Origin of the sequence: Neobacillus niacini (genome assembly GCF_036961885.1) — a bacterium.
In the GTDB taxonomy this organism is placed as follows: domain Bacteria; phylum Bacillota; class Bacilli; order Bacillales; family Cytobacillaceae; genus Neobacillus; species Neobacillus niacini_H.
This window is the reverse complement of sequence record NZ_JBALNQ010000023.1, coordinates 155,286-180,990: the sequence shown is the minus strand read 5'-3', so window position 1 is coordinate 180,990 and position 25,705 is coordinate 155,286. Positions and strand designations below refer to the sequence as shown.

Here is a 25,705-nt window from a genome sequence, read left to right as displayed (position 1 = left end):
CATCCGCAACTAATTCACGCCATCCGCAACTAATTCACACCATCCGCAACTAAAGGCTGCCGAGTCTCCCACGGCAGCCTAACAAGATATTTATCCCTGCGTAAACAACTCTTCTAACTGTTTCCGTAGGACGAATTTTTGAATTTTCCCACTTGCGTTACGCGGCAAAGCTTCACAGAATACGTATTTACGTGGACGCTTGTAATTTGCAAGACTATCACTGTTTTTACAGTATTCATCTAACTCCTGTTCAGTCACCAGAGGATTCTTTTTCACGACAAATGCTGTAACGGTTTCACCCCAACGGTCATCTGGCTGACCAACGACTGCAACATCCAGGACACCATCATGTGCATGTAAAAGATCCTCGACTTCACGTGGATAAATATTCTCTCCGCCGCTGATGATCATATCGTCGACTCGGTCATTTACATAAAGAAAGCCTTCTTCATCTAAATACCCAATATCTCCTGAATGATACCAGCCTTTATACAATGACTTTTCTGACGCTTCCTCGCGATTAAAGTAACCTATCATCATGCAGGGACCTTTGACAATAATTTCTCCTGTTTCACCAACTGGAACGATATCATCGGGATCTGATGGTCCATCTTCTCGGGTACGCACCACACGAATATCATGATTCAAAGCTGCTTGCCCGGCAGATCCTGCTTTTCTAAGCTGGTCTTTTTCCGATAGGAAGGTAATTGCTGGACCCATTTCCGTCATGCCATAGGCTTGAACCAGCCTAATTCCGAAACGGTCATGGAGGGCATGGACGAGTGAAGGCGCCATTGGTGCAGCACCATACAATCCTAAATTTAGGCTTTCAGTGTTATATTGACTTAAATCTTCTTGAAGAAGCATGTTCCACATCGTTGGAGCTGCAAAGAACTTTGTAATCTTCTCCTGCCCAATTAATTGGAGAATGACCTTTGGATTAAATTGATGCAAAATGACGTTTCTAGCACCAACATGAATCCTTGGCAAAAAGGCACAATGAAGCTCTGCACAATGGAACATTGGCGCGGTCACAAGGCCGACATCCTCCGCTTCGAGTTTTTGCGCGGCAATACAGAAAACACTTTGATCTACCATATTCCGGTGGCTATGCATAACTCCTTTTGGTCGGCCGGTTGTCCCGCTGGTATAAATAAACGCGTAAATGTCATTTTCATTTACCTCAGCCACAATATCTTCACTAGAAGCTGCTGCTAGTTTTTCTTGATAGCTATCAGCATAGGCTGGTGTTTCATCATCAATAAACCAAAAGGATGTCGTATCAAAGCGATTTTGAATAGCAGAAATAACAGGCTCTAATGCTTTTTCAAAAAGAACCACCTTAGGAGTTGCATCAGCTAAAATATATGCCACTTCTTCAGGCGTTAAGCGGAAATTAATCGGATTAAAAACGGCACCAAGCCTTGCGCAAGCAAAAAAGGCAGTCCCAAGTTCCTCCGTATTAAACATATAAGTTGAAACACGATCGCCTTTTTTTACACCTTGCTTCAACAATGCATTCGCAAGGCGGTTAACCTGTTCACTCCACTCTTTATAGGTATAGCGGACATTTTTCCTAACATCATAAATAGCTTCCTTATTCGGAAACCTTTTCACTGTTAAATCAAAAATTTGTCCAATAGTCGTTGTCACATGAATCGCCCCCCAATTATAATCCTAGATTTTTTGCAATAATCGTTTTCATGATTTCATTCGTACCAGCATAAATACTTGAAACCTGAATATCTCGAAATCTCCTGGCAATCTCGTATTCTTCCATATATCCATAGCCGCCATGTAGTTGTAGGCATTCTCCCGCGATTTTCTTTGCCGTATCTGTCAGCTTCCATTTCGCCATCGAAACCTTGGTTACTACATTTTGACCATCCATATGTTCAGCGATTAATTGGTCTAAAAATGCCCTTCCCATTTCAACTTCCGTCGCCATTTCGGCAATCTTAAATTGTGTATTTTGGAACTGGCTGATTGATTTACCAAATGCTTCACGGCTTTTCACATAGTCAATCGTCACCCGAAGCATAACCTCAGCTGCTGTTTGCGCAGCAATCGCAACAAGCAGCCGTTCCTGCTGGAGTTTATCCATCATGTAAAGAAAGCCTTTGCCTTCTTCTCCAAGTAAATTCTCCTTTGGAACTCTGCAATCTTCAAAAATTAACTCTGCGGTATCCTGACTATGCAGACCAACTTTGTTCAGCTTTCTTCCCCGTGAAAATCCAGGAGTATCGCGCTCGACTAACAGCAAGCTGACACCTTTATGTTTTGGTACAGCATTGGGGTCAGTTTTACAAGCTACCAAAATGAGATCGGATTGAATTCCATTTGTAATAAAGGTTTTTTGACCATTCAGTATATAATGGTCTCCATCAAGCCTGGCGGTAGTTTTGATATTGGCTAGGTCAGACCCTGTACCTGGTTCGGTCATCGCAATGGCCGTAATGAACTCACCAGACACACAACGAGGCAGCCAGCGCTGCTTTTGTTCCTCTGAACCAAATGAATTGATATAGGGGACTACGATATCATTATGCAGTCCCACTCCCACTAAACCGGAACCAACTCTTTCTAACTCTTCATTAATGACAACAGAAAAACCCCAATCAACACCGCTGCCGCCATATTTCTCATCTATATCGGGACAAAGGAAGCCCTGCTCCCCCATCTTTCTCCATACGGAACGGGGAATCATTCTCTCCTCTTCCCATTGAGCATAGAAAGGTACAGCTTCTTTTTCTAAAAACTTTCTTAATGACTTTCGGAAAATTTCATGATCTTCTGTTAAATATGGATGTTTCATTATCAATACCTCCTACTTAGTTGCCTCATACTTTCTAAAGCATTAACTTGGTTCATTTTTTTCGAAAGTCGGTATTTTACTATTTTCCCAGAAGCATTTCTTGGTGATGAAAATCATGATGGATGATATAGGCGCCACCAAGCAAGATAAACGATAAAGCGCTTTCATAATAACGGTAACTGGGAACTTTCACTCCAACATATATTGTACCAAAGATAAAGAATTTTTTGAATATTTAATTGTTAATTCTATCAAATTCCATTCTACTAAATTCTACTTAAGACCCGGATTCTTATAGATATTTTTGCAAAATTCTCCATATTTATAAATAATGTTTATCATTTTCAGCGTTTTCCGTTATCATGAAAATAAGAATTTTTTCAAAAGGGGTAATAGAATGGATTTTACGAATATAAGTATTTTCTCCATAATTTTGGCAGTTGTTGCAAACATGGTGATTGGAGCACTCTGGTATTCACCTTTACTGTTTTCTAACATATGGGTGAAAGCATTAGGGAAAAAAATGGAGGATATTGATCCGAAAGGCGCATACGTGGGTTATGGATTAACCACACTCGGAGGCTTTTTAACAGCCGTTGTTCTTTCCTTACTTATAAATCTTTTAGATACGGTTACGATCTTAGATGGAGCATTATTTGGGTTTATAATTGGCCTAATTGCCGCTTTTAGAGAGCTATCACCTACATTCTTTGAAAGCCGTAACTATACGTTGTTCTTCATCAGCGCAGGGTACCATATCGTAGCCTTAACAGTGATGGGAATCATTATTGCTGCTTTTGTTTAACTAGAAAGAGGTTGCCTCAAAAATATGAGGCAACCTCTTTTCTATTAATAAATCGTCGTTTGTACACCCTTGCCAGCTACTGTGGTCCATTCAAATTGACGAAGTCTGACTTCAAATAATGTCAATGGATCACGGAACATTTCTGGATTGGTATTCATTTTTTTCAATAAATCTTGTTTGGTCGTTATTTGGGATAATGATTCTTCAATGGCTTCATTAAGTATTTTCAATGGCTGTCTAAAAAACATGGTAATGTCTCGTTCCAATGATTTTTCAAAAAGCTCAAACTGTTGGAAAAAGCGTTCGATAATTTCTTCGGTTGGTTCAGAATAATTATCATTTTTTACAAATGCTTTGTATTTGTTATAAAGCATCGCTTTATTTTGAGATAAGGCTCCAAATAGTTTTCCTGCACTTTTTAATAAGAATTGTGACGGGGTATTTCGAAGTAGAATATTCACCTTCTCTAAATGAAACCTACTTGTCAGTCTATCTGTATCACGGCGCCAATCATCAAGCACTTTGAAGTCGCATTCGATCTTAATACGCTGTTCCCCGTACAAGCTATTTAAGCCTTCAGCCATTTCAGTTAAAAATTCCCGGCCTTGCTCAAATTCATCATTTCCACTGCTAATCCATTCCTGGAGTGCAGAAAAATACTTTGGCATGACTTCTTGCTCCAAGTAATCTTGCACTCTACTATTCATCACATCATTAAGCTCTACATGAATTGTACTAAAATTGCTGTCTTCCTTGATTAACTCAGAACATTCTTGAAGTATTTTTGGTACAGAGTCAGAAATTTCATTTTGTAGGGATTCCTTAATGACACGGTAAGACCTTGTAATCGCCATAGCTTTTTGCGACTCGGCATCCTTTAATTGATTAACGGCCCCATTCAACTTCATGACTACTTCTTCATTCCAACAAACAGATTCAATGAGTTGATTTTCAACTTCAATCCTCTTTTGCAACAGTCTGGAAATGGTTGTTCTTATGAAAAATAAAAGCTTCGCCAATCGTTTATCTGCTATGTTTCTTGCATCGTTTATGGATTGAATAAAACCTTTTAAATCGACTAATTGTTGTCCCCTTTCATAGTGGGAGGAAAAGGCAAATACTTGTGCCTCTGGCAAATAAGAATGAATCCTTGAGCTTGTTTCTTCGAAGATTCTTATTGCCTCCTGCTCATTCACAATCGTATCCATCTTATTCAAGAGAAAATGGACGGGAATATCGGGAGCAAGCTCATGAATTTGTGTAAGTGTTGTTTTTTCTTTATCCCCAAACGGTGCATTTGCATCTAAAACAAATAATAATGTATCTGCTATTTGCAGATACTGGAGTACTTCATAACGCTCTTGATGGCTTCCATTTAAACCTGGTGTTTCAATAAGGGCCAGTTTCTGCTCATATAAAAATGGAAAAGGCTGTTGAAATTCAATGATTGATTCAAGTGCATTGCGGCGTCGGTCCATTCGCTCTTGAAAATGGGTAAAATCGTTGAGTGAAGTCGTTTCTTCATCTGTGATTTCAATTATATTTAAATCCTCGTTGTCCTTAAACACTACGAGTGAAGAGGTAGGACTATCCTGAATCTCTTCTCCAAGAATGGTATTAACAAAAGCAGACTTCCCGCTGCCGCTAAAACCGGTAATGAACAGGTGATGGGTGTCAAAATCAGTCAATTGCTCTACCACCCAATTTAAACGGTTATTCTCACCCATATCGTGGATTTTAGCCCAACCCATAATTCCGTTGAAGAGATTTACACACTCTTCTAATTCATTGATGTGGCATTCTGTTTCGCTAATAAGATTTTCAGCTTCACTGACCACTGACATACTAATGCTTGTAGGAAAAAGCTCATTCCATGATAATACCGCAGCTGATACAAGGACTGTATGCTTTGGAGCAGTTAAATGAAGCCAATTCGTCAGTAGATCTGGTACAAGATCCTCTAGGGTTTTTATAGAATAGTTTCCATTAATCATAGCAAAATAGGTTTCATAATGGAGGCCTGAAAGTAATCGCAAATGATTGTTTCTGCTAATTTCCAGATTGAGCAGCAGATGATTAACCTCTTTTAGCCAGGTAAAATAAGAATCCTCACCTTCATAAGTGTTCCAAAGTGAAATTGTAAGCTCTTCGAACATATTCTGGTCGATACTATACAATTCAAATAAAGCTTGTAAGAAATAGTTGGGATTTAGGTCCCTAGTTATTCCTTTTTGGACATATGCGTTCACTGTATCAAACCATTCAAGTGAGCCCGTTCGTTTCGCTTCATTTACTGCCAGTTCAATGGCATTTTCCCAATCCAGCTGTTCCTCAAAATAAGCACGTGCAATCATTGTCACATTTGGATAATCCGGGTTCGAGTCAATTGTTTTTTTAATAATCTCTACTGCTGCCTCAAGCTTTCCTCTTTCTATAAAAAGAGAAAACAGCTGAAGTGCCACTTCTGTCTTTAATGTAAGATTGTTTGTATCGATGGAAAGATACAGGTCCTCTGCATTAGAAAGAAGCCCTGATTCATAGTAGGCATCGGCAATATTTTTCCGCGCCCAAAGTTCAAGCTCTCCTGCAATGCTTTCCCATTTGAATATGGCGGCTTCAAAATCTCGATTATGAAAATAAATTTCCCCCTGGGCAAAGCGGATAGAAGTTAATTTCGGCAAATCTTTCTGAAGCTCTTCCTGGTACGCATCCCCTAACACACGTATGGGCTGTAGATTTTCATGTTCATTTATATACATTTGATAATATGTTTTTTGTATTAACTGACTTTCTAACGTCATGTCTGTTACCCTCCTATCGCCATCTCTATGCATTCATATGGAAAAGAGGCAGATTTATTCCTCTATACAATTCGGACAATGTACTCATTTTTAGTCCTTATTATATCGATTCTACCAAACGGTTTTTTTATTCTCATTTCAATTGTATGTCAATTTGAATACAAAGGCTTCATTTAGCCCTTCTACATTTTTTTCAAATTAAAAGTATAATGAATTTATGCTACCTAAAGGAGAGTTCACTTTGGAAAAGGACCAAGCTGTATATTTGGCTGATTTACTAGGAATGTTAGAATCTACTATGTATGATAGTAAGAAACTAGAAACCGTTAATGGCACGTTGCCTCGGTTTCATCAATGGACAAACGGGAAGCAAACTTTAGCAGGCTATGAAGTTACTAGGGTTGACAGCGATACTAGCTATTACTTCCTATTCATTGATTGGCACCGGAATGACAACTATTATTTAGTTGTTTACCTGCACAATAAATCAAGCACGGCAGCGGAACTGAGAGTAATCGAGGAAATCGACGGAATTCCTCATATCATTTGGAAGTACACACCGTTAAAACGCGACGGGAAAAATAATCAAAGAAAAGCCTATTTTAAGCAAATGTTTGGTTCAACCACGGTACAAATCAAAATTCCTCAAACACCTTTAGAAGTGGAAGGGTTCTTGAACCAATTATTTCGACTCTGTCAAAACCGGCTTAAAGCAGATAAAATTGTTGATGTATTTGATTTTGAAAAATAAAAGCCAAATAATAGGGAGGCTGCGGGCTCCCTATTATTTTTATAAAATTTTACTCAAAAATGCTTTTGTTCGATCTTCTTTTGGATGATCAAATAATTCACTTGGAGTATTTTCTTCTACAATGAGGCCGTCATCCATGAAGATCACTCGGTCCCCTACTTCCTTGGCAAAGCCCATTTCATGGGTTACCACCACCATCGTCATGCCTTCTTTAGCGAGCTGTTTCATAACCTCTAAAACCTCTCCGACCATTTCAGGGTCGAGTGCCGAAGTGGGTTCATCAAACAGCATGATTTTTGGTTCCATTGCCAGCGCTCTTGCAATCGCAACACGCTGTTTTTGACCACCTGACAAGGAATCAGGAAACGCCTCTGCTTTCTCCTCTAACCCTACTTTCCTAAGCAATGCCAGCCCTTTTTTCCTTGCTTCTTGTGCAGGAGTATTTCTCACCTTCATGGGCGCTAGCATGATATTTTCGATAACTTTTTTATGGGGAAATAGGTTAAATTGCTGAAAAACCATCCCCACTTCGGTCCGAATTTTATTGATATCTGTCTTTTTGTCGGTAATATCAATTCCTTCTATATACACATGTCCACCAGTAATAGTTTCTAATAGATTAATACATCGGAGGAAGGTAGATTTACCAGAACCAGATGGACCAATTACCACAACCACCTCTTGCGGTTTAACCGTTACATTAATATCTTTTAGGACAACATTGGTTCCAAACGATTTTTTTAATTTTTCCACTACGATCATTCTGTTGCCAACCTCCGTTCAAGACGACTTAATAAAAAGCTTAGTGAGACCGTTAGTACTAAGTAAATAAGCGCAGCCGTAATGTATGGCTCCCATACACGGAAATATTGACCTTGCATAGCTCGTCCCCAATACATCAGTTCAGGGGCTGCAACGATTGAAGCGAGTGAAGATTCTTTAATTAACACAATAAATTCATTGCCTAATGGTGGAATCATCCGTTTAAACGCTTGTGGAAGGATAACATAACGCATCGCTTGGACATGAGACATTCCGAGAGAACGGGAAGCCTCCATTTGCCCCTTATCAATCGATTGAATACCTGCACGAAAAATTTCAGCTATGTAGGCTGCAGAGTTTAATGACAGCGTTAAAATGGTTGCCGCAATCGCATTCGTTCCCCCAGTAAACAGTGGAACTACCGCAAAATGAATTAACATAATTTGCACAAGCATCGGCGTACCACGGAAAATAGTGATATAAATGCCAAACGGCAAGGATAAGAATTTATTTTTCAGCATTTTTCCTAATCCGATAAATAATCCAAGTACTGTTCCTATTAATATACCAGCCAAAGATAGTCCAATTGTCAGCAGTGTCCCTTTTAGAAAAAAGGGCGCGTATTCCGCTAAAATATCCCAATGTATATCCATAAAAATCCCCCTATATTTACGTTGAGCCTCTGTTAAAATATGTAAGACTAGGTGAAAAATCAAAAATTGCGTAACTGCTTGTTTTATGAGTTACGCAATTTTTCTATTTATTGTTGATCTTTTAAGATTTGGATATTTGGATCAACCTTAAACCACTTTTTATAGATTTCAGCATATGTGCCATTATCCAATATCTCATTTAGTGCCTTATCAAAATCAGCTCTTATCTTGCTTCCTTTTGAAAACATCATTCCATAGAATTCCTGGTCAAATGCACCTTTATCTTCAATGATGACAAATTTATCATTCGGATTATTTTTTGCATATTCTTCGATTACTGTATTATCAGCGACAACAGCGTCTGCTCCACCAGCCTTAAGCTCAAGGATAGCTAAGTTGTTGTTTTCGAACTTTCTAATTTGGCTGCTGTTTTTACCAAGAAGACCTTCGACCGCTTCCTGTCCAGTAGTTGCATTTTGAACAGCCACTTTTTTGTCTTTTAAATCTTCAGCACTTTTTATATCGCTTCCTTCTGGAACCATGATTTTATTTGTAGATAAAAAATATGGCACAGAGAAATCATAGGTTTTCTTACGTTCGTCATTAATCGTAATCGATGAAATTCCGATATCAGCAATTTTCTTCTCTAATTCTACGAAAATTGGATCCCATCCAGTATGAGCAACATCCACTTCGTATCCTGCTTCTTTCGCTACTGCTTTTACTAAATCGATATCAAAGCCAACAATTTCTCCTTTATCCTGATACTCAAATGGTGCATATGCAGCGTCCGTTACAACGCGAAGTTTTTTCTCCTTATTAGAATTTGAGCCATTACTGCTCGTTTCACTAGAACCACAGGCTGTGAGAATTAACATGAATGCCATGACCATGAGCGTTGTTAAAAGTTTAATCTTCTTCATTTTTATCCCCCTAATATTTTTGTAGGAAAGTTAATCTTTTAAAAATTTGTAATTTTTAGAATATAAATGATTATAACTTTATTTGTCTATTTATTCAATATTTTAATGATGAAACTTTCTTTTTTACTCTATTTAAGAGAGAAAAAAACAATATGAAAATAGTTACTTATTTGAATATGAATTATTTTTTGGTCTCTTTTTTAACTGAACAAGTCGTTATTTAGGCCTTCACCCACACTCTCAGCACATACCTACATAATCTATAGGGTACTAAATTAAAAAGGGAGAGTTGCCCAATGTATCCTTATGGCTATTATCAAGCACCGCCAGCACAGTATGATTACAACACGTATGATCCTTATGCCCAGCAAGACCTTTATTCACAACAAGACCAGTTTGACTTGTATGATCCAGATAGACAACCACAACAGCTTGAGCGCAGAGTCACTCAACTTGAAAGGGAGAATCAGCGTCAAGAAAGAGAAATCGATCAGCTTCAACGCCGACTTCAACGCGTTAATCAACGCCTTCGTCAAGTCGAAAGAAGATTTAACTTCCCATTCACACCATTTGATGGTGAATATTAAAAAAGTCAAAGAACCGAGCCAGTGCTCGGTTCTTTTTTATAAGGCACAATCATTGTTAGATAATCTAACATAAAGTATTGTAATAGTTTGAAATTTTTATAAAATATACAAAAGGAGGAGTGATCGCAAAAATGACTAGTGACTTTTCCTATAAAAATAAAAAAGTGATAACAATTGGGATTGTTAGGGACCTTACTGGACTTTCGGAGAGGCAAATACGCTATTACGAAGAACGGAAGCTAATTTTCCCCGAACGATCCCCTGGAGGTAGCCGGAAGTATTCTTTTGCCGATGTTGAGTTATTAGTGGAAATCGCGAATAAAATTGAAGATGGCGTACAAACACATGAAATTAGAAAGGAAATGCTTCGAGCTCAGAAGAAGCAAAGTCAAGATGATGTGAGAAAAAAGATGATACAAGGACAATTGAATGCACAATTTGGCATACGAAAAGGTCCATCCTCTTAATCATGAGGATGGTTTTTTTTGTCAAAAAAGCTTTGCATCAAAAACCGTGTTAGGAAACCTTACGCAATTGTAGAATCCTCACAAAATCCATGTAAAAATACAAATACAACAAATGTTAAGAAAATTAACACGAACTAAAGGGGGAGAAACGATGGATACTTTATTCTTAATCAACAGTTTATGGGTAATGGTTGGCGCAGTACTTGTCATTCTAATGATTGGAGGATTTATCCTTCTTGAAACGGGATCAACTCGAATGAAAAATGCCGGACATATCGCAGGGAAAACGATCCTTACGTTTGGTATCTCTTCTATCGTATTTTGGGCAGTCGGCTATGGTTTAATCTTTGGAGAAGGAAACCCACTTATCGGTCTTTCAAACTTTTTCTACTCTGGATATGACGTAGAAGGTTTAGCACTCTCCGGTTCCGTCTTCTTCTTATTTCAATTAGCCTTTGCTGGAATTTCATTAACGATTGCATTTGGCGGCTTTGCAGAAAGAGCAAAATTAGGAGCATACCTCGTATTCGCGGTATTATTCGCATGTTTTGTATATCCTCCAATTGCCCACTGGATTTGGGGCGGCGGCTGGTTAGCAGAACACGGTAAACAAGACTTTGCCGGTTCAACCGTTGTACATTTAACAGGTGCGATGGCAGCATTGGCGGCTACCATTATTCTTAAGCCGCGGATTGGAAAATATAATAAGGATGGTTCAGCAAACAATTTAGCTGGTCACAACCAAGTATTTACAGCACTTAGCGTTTTAATTTTATGGGTGGGCTGGTTTGGATTTAATGCAGGCAGTACTGTTTCAGTTGACGGCGCATTCTTCGGTTTTGTAGCACTTAATACCAACTTAGCTGCTGGTGCCGGCGTTATCGCGGCAATGATTATTTCATGGATTGTTCTAGGAAAAGCAGATGTTCCAATGATGTTAAATGGCGCCTTAGCTGGTTTAGTGGCGATCACAGCTTCCTGTGCCTTTGTTGATACATGGGCTGCAGTCCTAATTGGTTTCATCTCAGGACTCCTTGTATTTTATAGTATTCGTTTCTTCGAAAGCAGAAAAATTGATGATCCCATCGCTGCCTTGTCTGTCCACGGTACAGCAGGTGTATGGGGAACATTAACAACAGGATTTTTCGCAACACCAGAATTGGCAACAGTTGGTCAGCCTGGATTATTCTATGGCGGCGGACTGCACCAGCTTGGAGTTCAAGCATTAGGTGTTGTAAGCAGTGGAGCATTTGCTTTTATTGTATCCTTTATCCTATTAACCATTATGAAGGCAGTGATGAATGGCTTGCGTGTTACGGAAGAAGAAGAAATTATCGGACTTGACATGAGCGAACACGGTAGTTATGGGTACCCTGAAATAATAAAAACTGAAAAAACTGTAATTATATCAGAGCCAAAGCTAAACGCTAGATTCTAATCCGCCATCCCCTTTCAAGTTGACAGGGGATGGAATTATATTTTAAAAGAGTGAAATTAATGAATGAACATTATCTCGGGATTGCTCAAGCAAGGGGATATAAAGATCTACGCGAAATATACGAATATCTAGCAAAAATAAGATAACAGCAACAGCGAAAAAACAAGTATAGTAGAAAACTAATTATCATTTCATTTTTTATGATCCTTAAATTGAACCAAGCTGTTAATTAGTACACCATAGTAGAAACCACGTTTGAAACACTTCCAATTCGCCCTTCTTTTTTGACATTAAAAAAAATTTTTTTACTATTTTTATTTCCTCACAACCTTAATTTAAAAGGAATGAAAACGCTAACAACATTTCCGATTTATTTGAATTGTCAGATTTTTGTGTTGACCAAGATTTAGATTGGGTGTAAGATTACTGAAAATATAATTTGCATTAAATATTCTTACAAATAAACATGCCTCTGGTCATCCCTTACATAGGATATACGGCATGGATATTTTTCCACAATTGTTTATAACTATCAGAGTGTTTTATGACTAAAAGGAGTGGTTAGGTTGGGAAGTCAATGGATATTCCTTGGCGGAGAATTCGTCAGGAAAGAGGATGCTGTCGTTTCAGTTTTTGACCATGGTTTTTTATATGGAGATGGAGTATTTGAAGGCATTCGTGTTTATAGCGGAAACGTCTTTCGACTCGATGCCCACCTAAAAAGACTGTTCGAGTCAGCACAATCCATTATGCTGAAGATTCCTTATACAAAGGAAGAAATGACACAATTGATTGTCGATACCATCAGAAAAAATGAACTAGACAGCGCCTATATTCGTGTTGTTGTGTCACGGGGTAAAGGAAATCTCGGACTGGACCCTTCCACCTGCTCAACACCTAGCGTTATTATTATCGCTGAGGAATTGAAAATGTTTCCTCAGGAATATTACGATCGAGGAATCAAAATTGCATCTGTACCAAGCAGAAGAAATCGTCCAGATGTTCTAAGTCCACAAATTAAATCACTAAATTACTTAAATAATATTCTAGTTAAATTAGAAGCAACACAAGCTGGTGTAGAAGAAGCTTTGATGCTCAATGATCAAGGCTATGTAACGGAAGGTTCAGCCGATAATATCTTTATCGTAAAAAATGGAGTTATCTTTACTCCTCCCGTTTACTTAGGAGCGTTAGAAGGTATCACTCGAAACGCTATCATTGATGTGGCAAGAGCAAAAGGCTACGAGGTTAGAGAATCACCTTTCACTCGTCATGATGTTTATGTGGCTGATGAAGTTTTCTTAACTGGAACAGCTGTAGAAGTCATTGCTGTTATTAATGTCGATGGTCGAATCATTAGCAGCGGAACACCTGGAGTCGTAACTAACGACCTTTTAGAGGAATTTAGAAAAATCGTAACAACAGACGGAGTGGCTTGTTATCCTGAATCTACAAACCATGCCATTGTCAGTTAGGAGATAAATAATGCGAAGCGATATGATTAAAAAGGGGATTGATCGTGCTCCCCACCGCAGTCTTTTATACGCAACTGGGGTAACAGTGAAAGACCTTGATAAACCATTTATCGGTGTCTGTAACTCATTTATTGAAATTATTCCTGGACATAAACACCTTAATCGTTTCGGTGAGATCGTAAAAGAAGCAATCCGAGAAGCTGGCGGAATCCCGTTTGAGTTTAACACAATTGGCGTTGATGACGGAATTGCCATGGGTCACATTGGAATGCGCTATTCCCTTCCAAGCCGAGAAATTATTGCTGACAGTGCAGAAACAGTCATTAATGCTCATTGGTTCGATGGTGTTTTCTACATTCCGAATTGTGACAAAATCACACCAGGAATGTTAATGGCAGCTGCCCGTACCAATGTCCCTTCCGTTTTTGTATCTGGCGGGCCGATGGAAGCAGGTGTTTCACCAACCACTGGAAAAAATCTTTCTCTGACCTCTGTATTTGAAGGTGTAGGTGCTTACCATAGTGGTACGATGACCCAACAGGAATTACTCGACATTGAAACAAATGCCTGTCCTACTTGTGGATCATGCTCAGGAATGTTCACCGCAAATTCGATGAATTGTCTGATGGAAGTTCTAGGAATGACCGTTCCAGGAAACGGAACGATTGTTGCAACTTCAGAAGAAAGACATGAGCTCATCCGCCAAGCAGCTAGACATTTGGTTGAATTAATAAAAAATGATATTCGTCCACGAGATATTATTACACGAGAAGCCATTGATAATGCTTTTGCACTCGATATGGCTATGGGCGGATCAACGAATACAGTGCTTCATACCCTGGCAATTGCCCATGAAGCTGGAATTGAATATGATTTGCGGGAGATTAATAAGATTGCTGAAAAAGTACCATATTTAGCAAAAATTATGCCTGCATCTGATTATTCCATGCAAGATATTCATTATGCTGGAGGAGTTAGTGCCATTATCAACGAGCTTTATAAAGTTGAAGGTGCACTTCATCATGATTGCTTAACGATTACTGGAAAAACGCTGCAAGAAAATGTGAAGGATGCAACAATAACAAATGAAAATGTCATCCGAACCAAAGATAATCCATATAGCCCTGTTGGTGGACTATCCATCCTATATGGAAATATTGCTCCAGATGGCAGTGTTATTAAAGTTGGTGCAGTTGATCCATCAATTAAAACTTTCCTGGGAGAAGCAATTGTTTTTGAATCTCAAGAAGAAGCACAAGAAAATATTAATAATGGTACTGTTAGGGCAGGACACGTAGTGGTTATTCGCTACGAAGGTCCAAAAGGCGGTCCAGGAATGCCAGAAATGCTTGCTCCTACTTCTGCTATTATGGGTCGTGGATTAGGAAAAGAAGTTGCACTCATTACAGATGGACGTTTCTCAGGCGCAAGTCGAGGTATTTCAATAGGTCATATCTCACCTGAAGCAGCTGAAGGCGGACCTATTGCTCTTGTTGAAAATGGCGACAAAATCTTAATTGATTTAGACGCAAGGTCGATTGAACTAATTGTCGATGACGAGGTTCTTGCTGAAAGACGCCGACTTTGGCAAAAGCCTGAACCAAAAATCAAAACAGGTTACTTAGCTAAATATGCAAAGTTAGTTACCTCCGCCAATACTGGTGGAATTATGAAAATTTAATTAATTTCTACTGCTGTCGCTTTAACCTACTCAGGGTTTAGGCTCCCTTTTAATAGCCGAGGTTAAAGACATTACAGTGAATTTGAAAACTTAATAGTAAAAATCGATGACGGGAATAAAGGAATAAGGAAATGTATTTTCAGAGAGCTGGGGTTGCTGGAAGCCCAGTAATACATCTTATTCCGACATCATCCCTGAGTATTGAGCTGAACAGTCATACTTATTAGGCTCAATCAGGTGTTCACTTTAGACACCTGTTACCAAAAGAAGCGGTTAGGTATATTTAGTCGCTTCAAGAGACAGTATTCGTGAGGATACTGTAAAAACGGGTGGTACCGAGAAATGGAAGGCCATTTCTCCCCGATATATTCTGCTTTTATTTTTTGACTGCAGTTTATTCGGAGAGGAATAGGTCTTTTTTACTATTATTAGGCAATATGTTGGTTTATTACGAATATCCACTAGGAGGGATTACAAGGTGAAAGTAGAAGCAAAGCCGAACTACCAAACCAGTACGGCGCCAAAAACAGGTGCAGACCTGCTCATTGATTTGTTAATTAATGAAGGAGTGGATACGCTGTTTGGGTATCCGGGTGGTGCGGTTCTACCAATATATGACGCGATTTATCGTGCCAGAGACACCATTAAGCACGTCCTTTTCCGTCACGAGCAAGGAAGTATTCATGCGGCTGAAGGTTATGCCCGTATCACTGGTAGACCCGGTGTCGTGATAGCAACTTCAGGTCCTGGAGCTACCAACTTGGTTACTGGAATTACAGATGCAATGATGGATTCTTTACCATTAGTGATCTTCACTGGTCAGGTTGCACGAGGTGTCATCGGAACAGATGCATTTCAGGAAGCAGATGTTATGGCCATTACAACACCTATCACGAAACATAATTACCAAGTACAAGACATTTCCGATTTACCTAGGATTGTAAAAGAAGCCTTTCATATAGCTTCTACGGGCCGACCAGGTCCGGTGTTAATCGATATTCCAAAAGATATCTCTGCTGGAGAATTATTCGCTACCCCTGAAGAAGGCACGATCAATCTTCCAGGATACCAGCCGACAACAAAACCAAATCCGCTTCAGATTAAGAAACTAGCTGACGCAATTGCAAAATCAAAAAAGCCAGTTATTCTTGCCGGTGCTGGAATTTTACACGGAAAAGCTTCTACAGAATTAACGGAATTTGCTGAGAAACACAAGATTCCAGTTGTAACCACTCTACTTGGGTTAGGGACTTTTCCAGCAAACAATCCTCTCTCTCTTGGGATGGGCGGTATGCATGGAACGTATACAGCCAACATGGCTATATATAACGCAGATTTACTTATTAATATCGGTGCCCGTTTTGATGATCGTCTCACAGGGAATTTAAAGCACTTTGCACCAACAGCTAAGGTTGCCCATATTGATATTGACCCTGCTGAAATTGGAAAAAATGTACCTACTCAAATACCAATTGTTTCAGATTCAAAAGAAGCATTGGTTGAATTAATGAATCAAAGCGTAGAATCACCTGAAACTGAAGTTTGGTTAGAAACACTAAATAAGTATAAGGATGAATTTCCATTATGGTATAAACACGATCCAAATGGAATGTCTCCACAATGGCTGATTGAAGCCATTCATAAAGTAACAAATGGAGATGCCGTTGTTACAACGGACGTTGGGCAGCATCAAATGTGGGCAGCACAGTATTACAATTTCGAAAAACCGCATCGCTGGGTTACTTCCGGTGGACTTGGCACAATGGGCTTCGGTTTCCCAGCTGCTATCGGAGCGCAAATGGCTTCTCCTGGAAGTACGGTTATAGCCATTGTCGGTGATGCTGGTTTTCAAATGACACTTCAGGAATTATCCGTAATCTATGAACAAAACCTACCTGTCAAAATTATTATCGTCAATAACGGTGCCCTAGGTATGGTTCGACAATGGCAGGAATTATTACACGGCAACCGTATTTCGGAGTCCATCCTGCATACGCAGCCAGATTTTGTGAAGCTTGCTGAAAGCTATCATATTAGAGGGTTAAAGATTGAAAGCCAAGAGGAATTAATCACCAAGCTTCCTGAAGTATTTGCTTATGATGGTCCTGTGTTAATGGATTGTCGAGTGCTCCAGCAGGAGAAAGTTTTCCCAATGATAGCTCCTGGCAAAGGGATACACGAAATGATTGGGGTGAAACCATCATGAAAAGGATTATATCCTTAACCGTTCAGGACCGAAGTGGTGTCTTAAACCGAGTAACAGGTCTATTGCAAAGACGACAATTTAATATTTCAAGTATTTCAGTTGGTCCAACTGAAACTGAAGGAATTTCAAAAATGACCCTAGTGGTTGAAGTTGAGGATGAACAGCGATTAGAACAAGTTACGAAACAACTAAACAAGCAAATTGATGTTTTAAAGGTTTCGGATATTACGGATAAAGCGATTGTCGCGCGTGAACTTGCTTTAATTAAAGTGGCGGGCAGTTCACAGCTTCGCAGTGAAATTAGCGGTATTATCGATCCATTCCGTGCCCTGATTATTGATGTAAGCAAAGATAGCTTAACCATTCAGATTACAGGTCGTCCAGATAAAATTGATGCGTTGATTGATCTGCTTCGACCATATGGAATAAAAGAGATTGCTAGAACAGGATTAACCGCATTCTTACGCGGACATCAACCACAAGTTAACGAGTTAACTACCTACTCTCAAATAAAATAAACATTTTCGAAGGGATGATTATAATGGCAAAAGTATTATATAACGGAGATATTCAAGAGGCAGTATTACAAGGAAAAAAGATCGCAGTAATCGGGTATGGATCACAAGGTCATGCACATGCATTAAACCTAAAGGAAAGCGGTTTTGACGTTGTTGTTGGTTTAAGAGGCGGTAAATCTTGGGATAAAGCAGTTGAAGATGGTGTTGAGGTTACATCTGTTGCAGAAGCAACTGCACAAGCTGAAGTTATCATGGTATTACTTCCTGATGAAATGCAGCCTAAAGTTTACGAAGAAAGCATCAAACCAAACCTTGAAGCTGGTAACTCATTAGTATTTGCCCATGGTTTCAACGTTCACTTTACACAAATTGTTCCTCCTGCTGATGTTGACGTATTCTTAGTTGCTCCTAAAGGTCCAGGACACTTAGTACGTCGTACGTATACTGAAGGAGCGGGTGTTCCAGCACTTTACGCAGTATACCAAGACTATACAGGTCAAGCGCGTGACTTAGCATTAGCTTATGCAAAAGGAATTGGTTCTGCTCGTGCAGGCGTATTAGAGACTTCTTTCCAAGAAGAAACAGAAACAGATTTGTTCGGAGAACAGGCCGTTCTTTGCGGCGGTACTACTGCCCTTATCAAAGCTGGTTTCGAAACTTTAGTAGAAGCTGGATATCAGCCTGAAGTAGCTTACTTCGAGTGTTTACATGAATTGAAATTAATTGTTGACCTTCTATATGAAGGAGGACTTGAAAACATGCGCTACTCTATCTCTGATACAGCGCAATGGGGAGATTTTGTTTCCGGACCACGTGTTGTCAACGAAGATACAAAAGCCCGCATGAAAGACATTTTAAAGGATATTCAAACAGGTTCATTTGCAAAAGGATGGATCCTAGAAAATCAAGCAAACCGTCCGCAATTTAACGCAATCAACCGCAGCGAAAATCAACACCAAATTGAAGTAGTTGGCCGTGAGCTTCGTGCTTTAATGCCATTTATTAAAAAACCAGTAGATCAAAAGAAAGAAGTGGTGGTAAATGGTTCACGTTAACATCTTTGATACGACACTACGCGATGGAGAACAATCTCCTGGTGTTAATTTAAACCAGTTGGAAAAATTGGAAATTGCCAGACAGCTTGAACGGTTTGGCGTTGACATTATGGAGGCCGGGTTCCCGGCTTCCTCCAAAGGGGATTTCGAGGCAGTAAGAGCAATTGCCAGGGCGATTAAAAATAGTTCTGTTACTGGTCTGGCAAGAGCAACCAAATCGGATATTGACATTGCGTGGGACGCTTTAAAAGATGCAGCAGAACCAAGGTTGCATGTATTCCTTGCAACCTCCCCTATTCATATGAAATATAAATTGTTTAAAACACCAGAGGAAGTTATTCAAACCTCAGTTGATATGGTGGCATATGCAAAACAAAGATTTCCACAGATTGAATGGTCAGCTGAAGACGCCTCTCGTTCGGACCTAGATTTTCTTGTCCGAATCATTACGAAGGTCATCGATGCTGGTGCAACTGTTATTAACCTTCCTGACACTGTAGGGTATGCAACTCCAGCAGAATATGGTTACATGTTCCGTTATATTAGAGAAAATGTTCCCAATATCCACAAGGTTTCATTATCCTGCCATTGTCATGATGATTTAGGGATGGCCGTAGCCAATTCACTAGCAGCAATCGAAAACGGAGTCACCCAGGTTGAGGGTACCATTAATGGTATTGGTGAGCGTGCAGGAAATGCCTCACTAGAGGAGGTAGCTGTCGCTCTAAATATTAGAAAAGATAAGTACCCTTTCACTACGAATCTTGTTTTAAAAGAAATCAAGCGTACGAGTGATTTAGTCAGCCGCTTTACAGGAATGATGGTTCCTGGAAATAAAGCGGTCGTAGGAAAAAATGCCTTTGCCCATGAATCAGGAATTCATCAGGATGGTGTCTTGAAAAATACATTAACCTATGAAATTATTACTCCTGAAATGGTCGGTATTCAATCAAATGATTTAGTCATTGGTAAGCATTCAGGACGTCACGCCTTTAAGGATAAGATCGAAAATATGGGCTTTATGTTATCTACTGAAAAACTACAAGAAGCCTTTACTGCTTTTAAACAGCTTACCGATCGTAAAAAAGAAGTTACCGATGAGGATCTATTCACCATTTTAACGGATATCCAAACGGACGTTGTTGACGTGAAAAAATATGAACTTCTTGCTTTCCAAGTTCATTATGGTTCATCAAACCTCCCTACTGCGACTGTTGCGCTCAACACGCCTGAAGGTGTTCGAGTCGAAACAGCCCGAACTGGCTCCGGCAGCGTTGAGGCATTAATGAACACATTAGAAGCTCTAATTAAGGAAGAAATTCACCTTACTGATTTTAAATTAAATTCAGTTGGTCAAGGTCGAGATGCTTTAGCTGAGGTCCATGTAAAAATGACGGTGGATGGTGTACAGGTAAGTGGCCGTGGATCAGCACAAGATGTATTAGAGGCTTCCGCTAAAGCGTTCTTGAATACTGTCAACCGAGTATTTTTTAACAAAAAAGCTGTTGTTCAAGTAGAGGCAGCTCAAGTTTAAGAGACTTTTAAGGCGATTTAAAAAATGATGAGGAGGTTGCTTCGAATGAAAAAACGTATTGTATTACTACCTGGTGATGGGATCGGCAAGGAAGTTATTAATTCTGCAAAAGATGTATTACATGCAATTGCTGAAGAATTTAACCATAGTTTTAGCTTCGAATCCCATGAGATCGGAGGAGCAGCCATTGACCTATACGGCACCCCGCTGCCGGAAACAACAGTAGACGCCTGTAAGCAGGCAGATGCTGTATTATTAGGTGCAGTCGGCGGCCCAAAATGGGATAACAACCCCTCCCATTTGCGCCCTGAAAGAGGATTACTTGGTATTCGCAAGGCCCTTGATTTATACGCAAACTTACGACCGATTAAAGGATTTAAAAACTTACTGCATGCTTCTCCCCTAAAAGAGGAAGTTGTTGCAGGTAGTGATTTATTGATTGTTCGGGAGCTAACTGGCGGGATTTACTTTGGTACTCCAAGTGAACGGCGTGACAACGGCCAAACGGTGGTTGACACACTTGCTTATACGCGTAAAGAGATTGAAAGAATCGTAGACAAAGGATTCCAAGCAGCACAAGGACGGCGTGGACACCTTACTTCTGTTGATAAAGCAAACGTGTTAGAGTCCAGTAAAATGTGGCGCGAAATTGTCGAAGAGAAAAAAGCTCAGTATCCAGATGTGGTGGTTGAACATGTATTGGTGGATGCGGCTGCAATGAAATTAATTACTAATCCTTCTAAGTTCGATGTTATCGTTACAGAGAACATGTTCGGTGACATTCTAAGCGATGAAGCCTCTGTTCTTACAGGCTCATTGGGAATGCTTGCTTCAGCTAGCTTAAGTGAAGATGGTATTGGTTTATATGAACCTGTCCATGGCTCTGCACCAGATATCGCAGGTAAAGGTATTGCCAATCCAACGGCAATGATTTTATCAACAGCGTTAATGCTGCGTTACTCTTTTCAATTAAACGATGAGGCGAAATTGATTGAAGATGCGGTACAGTCTGTGTTAGATAGTGGATTCCATACAGCAGATCTTCATATTCCTGAAGGAAGACAAGTGGGCACAGTGGAAATGACTCGTCTAATTGTCGATTATATTAAGTCGCAAAACGCGTCTAAATGTATCATGAGCTGTTACGTGTAATTTTTTTAGCAGCTGGGCTCATCAGTCCAGCTGCTTCTCCTTATCAAGAATCGTATTTTTTAGGGGACGAACTCCCCCCTCTCTACTAAATCTAGAAACGTGAGGAAGGACATTATGCAAAAACCAAAAAATATTATTCAAAAAGTTTGGCAGCAGCATGTGGTACATCAAGAAGCAGGAAAACCTGATTTACTCTATATTGATTTGCACCTTGTTCATGAAGTAACCTCTCCTCAGGCATTTGAAGGATTACGAATGAATGGACGCAAAGTGCGCCGCCCGGATTTGACTTATGCGACGATGGATCACAATGTTTCCACTCGTGATCGGAATGTCATCAAGGATCCAGTCTCAAAGAAACAAATTGACACATTAAAAGAAAACTGTCAGGAATTTGGCGTTGAACTTTCAGACCGTCAGCATCCCGACAATGGAATTGTCCATGTTATTGGTCCAGAACTTGGTCTTACACAGCCCGGAAAAACAATCGTCTGTGGTGATAGTCATACTTCTACACATGGTGCCTTTGGTGCTCTAGCATTCGGGATTGGGACTAGTGAAGTGGAACATGTCCTTGCTACACAAACACTTTGGCAAGCACCTCCAAAAACGATGAATGTTAAGGTGAATGGCAATCTTGGTACCGGTGTAACGGCGAAGGATTTAATCTTAGCGATTATCGGAAAATTTGGGGTCCAATTTGGAACCGGTTATGTGATGGAATATACAGGGGAAGCAATCCGCTCCCTTTCAATGGAAGAGCGTATGACCGTTTGTAATATGTCCATTGAGGCTGGTGCACGAGCAGGCTTGATTTCTCCAGATGAAACAACTTTTGAATACCTTAAGGGACGTAGACGTGTTCCTAAGGGTGAAGCTTTCGAAGAAGCTGTAGCAAAATGGAGCGCACTTGCCACTGATGAAGGTGCACAATATGATGCTGTGGTTGAAATTGAGGCATCTGAGGTTGAACCCCAGGTTACATGGGGAACAAACCCAGGCATGTGTATCCCAATTACCGCCTCTGTTCCAAATCCGGATAATGAAGACAAGGCGAATAAAAAAGATGAAATTTCACGTGCTCTTCAATATATGGGTCTTGAAGCAGGTCAACCGATTTCAAATGTAGAAATTGATCATGTCTTTATCGGTTCTTGTACAAATTCACGGTTAAGTGATTTACGCAGAGCGGCTGATGTTGTTCGTGGACACAAGGTTAATCCTAAGGTGAAGGCCATTGTTGTTCCAGGCTCATTTAGCGTAAAATTAGCTGCCGAAAAAGAAGGAATTGATCAAATTTTTAAAGAAGCAGGCTTTGAATGGCGTGAAGCTGGCTGCAGTATGTGCCTTGCAATGAATGATGACATTGTTCCTCCAGGCGGCCGCTGTGCCTCCACTTCTAACCGAAATTTTGAAGGCCGTCAAGGAAATGGATCTCGTACTCACCTTGTCAGCCCTGAAATGGCAGCTGCTGCTGCAGTTGCAGGCCGTTTCGTGGATGTTCGACAGTTTACTGCTCAGGAGGTACTATAATGGAACCACTACGTATTCATACAGGAGTCGTTTGTCCGTTAAATCGGAGTAATGTTGATACAGACCAGATAATTCCGAAGCAATTTTTAAAAAGAATTGAGCGAAGCGGTTTTGGGCAATTTTTATTCTATCACTGGCGCTTTGATGATGATGGTAATCTTCGAGAGGACTTTTCCATGAATCACCCAAAATATCAGGGAGCGTCAATTTTAGTAGCTGGTGAAAACTTTGGGTGCGGCTCCTCTCGTGAACATGCCCCATGGGCGATTCAGGATTTTGGTTTCAAAGTGGTTATTGCCCAAAGCTACGCAGACATTTTTAAAAATAACTGTGTGAAAAATGGTATCCTTACCATTCAAGCTAGTGAAGAACAGGTCCAAAGCATTATGCGCAAGGCCGAGAACGAGGAATACACACTTACCGTAAATCTAGAAGACCAATTGGTTACCGATAATCAAGGGTTGGAGTTTACATTTGATATTGCTCCATATCCTAAAGAAATGTTGCTCAACGGTTGGGACGAAATTGGCGTTACCCTAAATTACGAAGATAAGATTTCACAATATGAGCTTGTACAAAAATAGAAAAATGAGCTTGGACATCCAAGCTCATTTTTTATTGTCTTGGTGCTAATAACATCACTAATACACCAATTAAACATATTCCGCCACCAACCCAGTCATATAAATCTGGAGTCTTTTTATCGATGCCCCACCCCCAAAATAGTGAAAGCACAATGAAAACTCCCCCATAGGCAGCATAAACTCTACCGAATGTAGGAAATGATTGAAAGGTCGCAATTACACCGTATATGGCCAAAACTATGCCACCAATGAGTCCCCAGTAGGATGGCTTCCCTTCTCGCAGCCATTGCCAAATTAGGTAGCCACCTCCTATTTCTGCAATTCCTGCAAGTATAAATAATATTGTTGCTTGAATCATGTAGAACGCCACCCTTTTAACTGACTTCAGATTACCGTTTTACCTTAAAAATCACTCCAGCGGTCATCCAGAGCTGACTTCTGATTACCGTTTTCCTTAAAAATCACCCCAGCGGTCATCAGAGCTGACTTCTGATTACCGTTTTACCTTAAAATTCAATCCGGTGGTCAACAGAGCTGACTTCTGATTACCGTTTTACTTAAAAAATGACTCCAGCGGTCATCAGAGCTGACTTCTGATTACCGTTTTACCTTGAAAATCACTCCAGCGGTCATCAGAGCTGGCTTTTGATTACCGTTTTACCTTGAAAAAATCTCCAGCGGTCCAAAGAGAACTACCGCAATTCTAATTTGACACACCAGTTCGGTATTAAAAAAGTTTACCTATCATAATGTAAGTAATGGACATGTATAGGAGTGGTGTTATTTGCTTAACTTAGTATTCATATTCTTCTTATTACTCATTGCCATTACTGTACTCTACTTTATATTAACAAAAAGTAGACAGCAAACTACTCAAAGGTACTCTATTTCTACTTTTTTAGGAACAAGTTTTGATAATGAAATTAAGGAACCAAAACAGTCGTTGATTGGAAAAATTAATGATTACTTCGATGATAGTATTGATGGGGCAAATGATGGAGTTGAGAATAGCGGTGGTGGTGATGATGATGCTGGTGAATGAACTACACCGTTCTGTTTCATAATAGGTACCAAAAGGAGGTAATTTTATGGATGGAAAATATAATACGAATGATGATGCAAATGTGGAAATGAAGAAGGCACTAAGCAAGAGTACACCACGGAAGAATCCAAATATGAGCGAAGCTGAGTATAAGATGAAATACCAAGGGAAGAAAAGCTAAAAAAAAACAGGAAGAATATTTCATAAGTTCTGTCCTTCCTATTGCTGATAAAGGACAGAACTTTTTAATATTATTTCCCACTCCCCTAATCCAAATCGAATTCAATTTCAAGACCGGTTGGTTTTCCCTTGTAAAAGTCATGATATTCTTTAAAAACCAGCTTAAGTCCAGAAGGGTCATCTGGAATGGGTGGCGACACTATATAATTTTGTCGGAAGTGTCCTCCAGAACCGCTTCCACTGTCTTGTCGACATTCATAATTCTCTCCTAAACTTAGATTAAGAAAATGGTGATGGCGCAGGTGACGTTGATCATCTATATCCTCAGTCTTTTCTTCCCAATCAATATTCAATTGGACAACGCTGGCATTCTCGAATTGACGAATAAAAGTTACAGTGTACAACCTAGCATTTTTTTCAACCGATTTTAGGATCTGCAAATGCTTAATAAAATTCTTCGGCTCCACTTTAGGTTTAAATTCCTCTTCCATTCGTAGTGTAGAAAATATCGAATTCAATACATCCTCATACTGATCGTACTTTTTTGCCCATTCCTCGATTTGTTCTGTCGGTGGAAATCCTGGATTATTGTTCGAAACTTCCTTTCTCTCCTTCAGTAATGCACAAATTTGCTCATCAATTGAAATAATACGTTCATCATAATGGTCAGCCGGTCGTTCAAAAGGCATTCGCTTCATAAATAACTCCCCCATCTAAAAATGTCTTAATATGTTAGAACTTTT

Annotated in this window: 24 protein-coding genes; 16 read left to right on the top strand and 8 right to left on the bottom strand. The window is 39.7% G+C overall.

The window, feature by feature from the left end; genetic code table 11:
* Positions 1-90: 90 nt before the first annotated feature.
* Both V7124_RS11635 and V7124_RS11630 read right to left on the bottom strand, forming a co-directional pair.
* On the bottom strand, positions 91-1,653 hold the full coding sequence (locus tag V7124_RS11635; RefSeq protein WP_335489135.1) for a fatty acid--CoA ligase: 1,563 nt from the start codon (positions 1,651-1,653) through the stop codon (positions 91-93).
* Positions 1,654-1,669: 16 nt separating this feature from the next.
* Positions 1,670-2,815: an acyl-CoA dehydrogenase family protein gene (locus tag V7124_RS11630; RefSeq protein ID WP_335489132.1), complete on the bottom strand. Its 1,146-nt coding sequence runs from the start codon at positions 2,813-2,815 to the stop codon at positions 1,670-1,672.
* Positions 2,816-3,212: 397 nt separating this feature from the next.
* On the opposite strand from V7124_RS11630, the gene V7124_RS11625 reads away from it, so the two are divergent.
* On the top strand, positions 3,213-3,620 hold the full coding sequence (locus tag V7124_RS11625; RefSeq protein WP_335489129.1) for a DUF1761 domain-containing protein: 408 nt from the start codon (positions 3,213-3,215) through the stop codon (positions 3,618-3,620).
* Between the two features lie 44 nt (positions 3,621-3,664).
* On the opposite strand, the gene V7124_RS11620 is transcribed toward V7124_RS11625, so the two are convergent.
* Positions 3,665-6,421, bottom strand: coding sequence for a dynamin family protein (locus tag V7124_RS11620; RefSeq protein WP_335489126.1), 2,757 nt, complete (start codon positions 6,419-6,421; stop codon positions 3,665-3,667).
* Positions 6,422-6,662: 241 nt separating this feature from the next.
* Between V7124_RS11620 and V7124_RS11615 the strand changes: the two genes are divergently transcribed.
* The gene (locus V7124_RS11615; RefSeq protein WP_335412298.1) at positions 6,663-7,172 is read left to right on the top strand and encodes a hypothetical protein; all 510 of its coding nucleotides are present in this window, start codon (positions 6,663-6,665) and stop codon (positions 7,170-7,172) included.
* Between the two features lie 39 nt (positions 7,173-7,211).
* Here the strand turns inward: V7124_RS11615 and V7124_RS11610 are convergent, their stop codons facing one another.
* From V7124_RS11610 to V7124_RS11600, 3 genes are all read right to left on the bottom strand, one after another.
* Positions 7,212-7,934 (bottom strand): amino acid ABC transporter ATP-binding protein, encoded by a 723-nt coding sequence (locus V7124_RS11610; protein ID WP_335412301.1) that lies wholly within the window; start codon positions 7,932-7,934, stop codon positions 7,212-7,214.
* On the bottom strand, positions 7,931-8,587 hold the full coding sequence (locus V7124_RS11605; protein ID WP_335412304.1) for an amino acid ABC transporter permease: 657 nt from the start codon (positions 8,585-8,587) through the stop codon (positions 7,931-7,933). The genes V7124_RS11610 and V7124_RS11605 overlap by 4 nt, the downstream gene beginning before the upstream one ends.
* A 107-nt stretch (positions 8,588-8,694) precedes the next feature.
* On the bottom strand, positions 8,695-9,510 hold the full coding sequence (locus V7124_RS11600; RefSeq protein WP_335489122.1) for a basic amino acid ABC transporter substrate-binding protein: 816 nt from the start codon (positions 9,508-9,510) through the stop codon (positions 8,695-8,697).
* A gap of 296 nt (positions 9,511-9,806) precedes the next feature.
* On the opposite strand from V7124_RS11600, the gene V7124_RS11595 reads away from it, so the two are divergent.
* The 12 genes from V7124_RS11595 (at position 9,807) to leuD (ending at position 23,740) form a co-directional block, all read left to right on the top strand.
* Complete coding sequence (locus V7124_RS11595) at positions 9,807-10,097, top strand: hypothetical protein (RefSeq protein ID WP_335412309.1); 291 nt, start codon at positions 9,807-9,809, stop codon at positions 10,095-10,097.
* A gap of 131 nt (positions 10,098-10,228) precedes the next feature.
* Positions 10,229-10,564, top strand: coding sequence for a MerR family transcriptional regulator (locus tag V7124_RS11590; RefSeq protein ID WP_335412312.1), 336 nt, complete (start codon positions 10,229-10,231; stop codon positions 10,562-10,564).
* Positions 10,565-10,715: 151 nt separating this feature from the next.
* Positions 10,716-12,002, top strand: coding sequence for an ammonium transporter (locus tag V7124_RS11585; protein WP_335489119.1), 1,287 nt, complete (start codon positions 10,716-10,718; stop codon positions 12,000-12,002).
* A gap of 566 nt (positions 12,003-12,568) precedes the next feature.
* On the top strand, positions 12,569-13,477 hold the full coding sequence (gene ilvE / locus V7124_RS11580) for a branched-chain-amino-acid transaminase (protein ID WP_335489116.1): 909 nt from the start codon (positions 12,569-12,571) through the stop codon (positions 13,475-13,477).
* A gap of 10 nt (positions 13,478-13,487) precedes the next feature.
* On the top strand, positions 13,488-15,158 hold the full coding sequence (gene ilvD, locus V7124_RS11575) for a dihydroxy-acid dehydratase (protein WP_335489113.1): 1,671 nt from the start codon (positions 13,488-13,490) through the stop codon (positions 15,156-15,158).
* A 478-nt stretch (positions 15,159-15,636) separates the two neighbouring features.
* A complete protein-coding gene (ilvB, locus tag V7124_RS11570) occupies positions 15,637-17,364 on the top strand; it encodes an acetolactate synthase large subunit (protein ID WP_335412323.1) in 1,728 nt (575 codons plus the stop codon).
* Positions 17,361-17,882: an acetolactate synthase small subunit gene (gene ilvN / locus V7124_RS11565; protein WP_335412328.1), complete on the top strand. Its 522-nt coding sequence runs from the start codon at positions 17,361-17,363 to the stop codon at positions 17,880-17,882. The genes ilvB and ilvN overlap by 4 nt, the downstream gene beginning before the upstream one ends.
* A gap of 23 nt (positions 17,883-17,905) precedes the next feature.
* Positions 17,906-18,937, top strand: a complete 1,032-nt coding sequence (ilvC, locus tag V7124_RS11560; RefSeq protein ID WP_335412332.1) for a ketol-acid reductoisomerase — start codon at positions 17,906-17,908, stop codon at positions 18,935-18,937.
* Positions 18,924-20,471, top strand: a complete 1,548-nt coding sequence (locus V7124_RS11555; protein WP_335412335.1) for a 2-isopropylmalate synthase — start codon at positions 18,924-18,926, stop codon at positions 20,469-20,471. Before ilvC ends, V7124_RS11555 begins: the two co-directional genes overlap by 14 nt.
* A 45-nt stretch (positions 20,472-20,516) precedes the next feature.
* Entirely contained in the window at positions 20,517-21,623 is a 1,107-nt protein-coding gene (gene leuB / locus V7124_RS11550; protein WP_335412337.1) for a 3-isopropylmalate dehydrogenase, read from the top strand.
* A gap of 114 nt (positions 21,624-21,737) precedes the next feature.
* Positions 21,738-23,156, top strand: coding sequence for a 3-isopropylmalate dehydratase large subunit (leuC, locus tag V7124_RS11545; RefSeq protein ID WP_335412339.1), 1,419 nt, complete (start codon positions 21,738-21,740; stop codon positions 23,154-23,156).
* The gene (gene leuD / locus V7124_RS11540; protein WP_335489111.1) at positions 23,156-23,740 is read left to right on the top strand and encodes a 3-isopropylmalate dehydratase small subunit; all 585 of its coding nucleotides are present in this window, start codon (positions 23,156-23,158) and stop codon (positions 23,738-23,740) included. The genes leuC and leuD overlap by 1 nt, the downstream gene beginning before the upstream one ends.
* A 31-nt stretch (positions 23,741-23,771) precedes the next feature.
* Here the strand turns inward: leuD and V7124_RS11535 are convergent, their stop codons facing one another.
* Positions 23,772-24,098, bottom strand: coding sequence for a YnfA family protein (locus V7124_RS11535; protein ID WP_335412343.1), 327 nt, complete (start codon positions 24,096-24,098; stop codon positions 23,772-23,774).
* Positions 24,099-24,524: 426 nt separating this feature from the next.
* Here V7124_RS11535 and V7124_RS11530 point away from each other — a divergent pair, with 426 nt between their 5' ends.
* Positions 24,525-24,782, top strand: a complete 258-nt coding sequence (locus tag V7124_RS11530; protein WP_335412345.1) for a hypothetical protein — start codon at positions 24,525-24,527, stop codon at positions 24,780-24,782.
* Between the two features lie 46 nt (positions 24,783-24,828).
* A complete protein-coding gene (locus V7124_RS11525; RefSeq protein ID WP_335412347.1) occupies positions 24,829-24,963 on the top strand; it encodes a hypothetical protein in 135 nt (44 codons plus the stop codon).
* 85 nt (positions 24,964-25,048) lie between these two features.
* Here the strand turns inward: V7124_RS11525 and V7124_RS11520 are convergent, their stop codons facing one another.
* Positions 25,049-25,660 carry a hypothetical protein gene (locus V7124_RS11520; protein WP_335489108.1) on the bottom strand — a complete coding sequence of 204 codons (612 nt, stop codon included), beginning with the start codon at positions 25,658-25,660 and terminating at the stop codon, positions 25,049-25,051.
* Positions 25,661-25,705 lie beyond the last annotated feature (45 nt).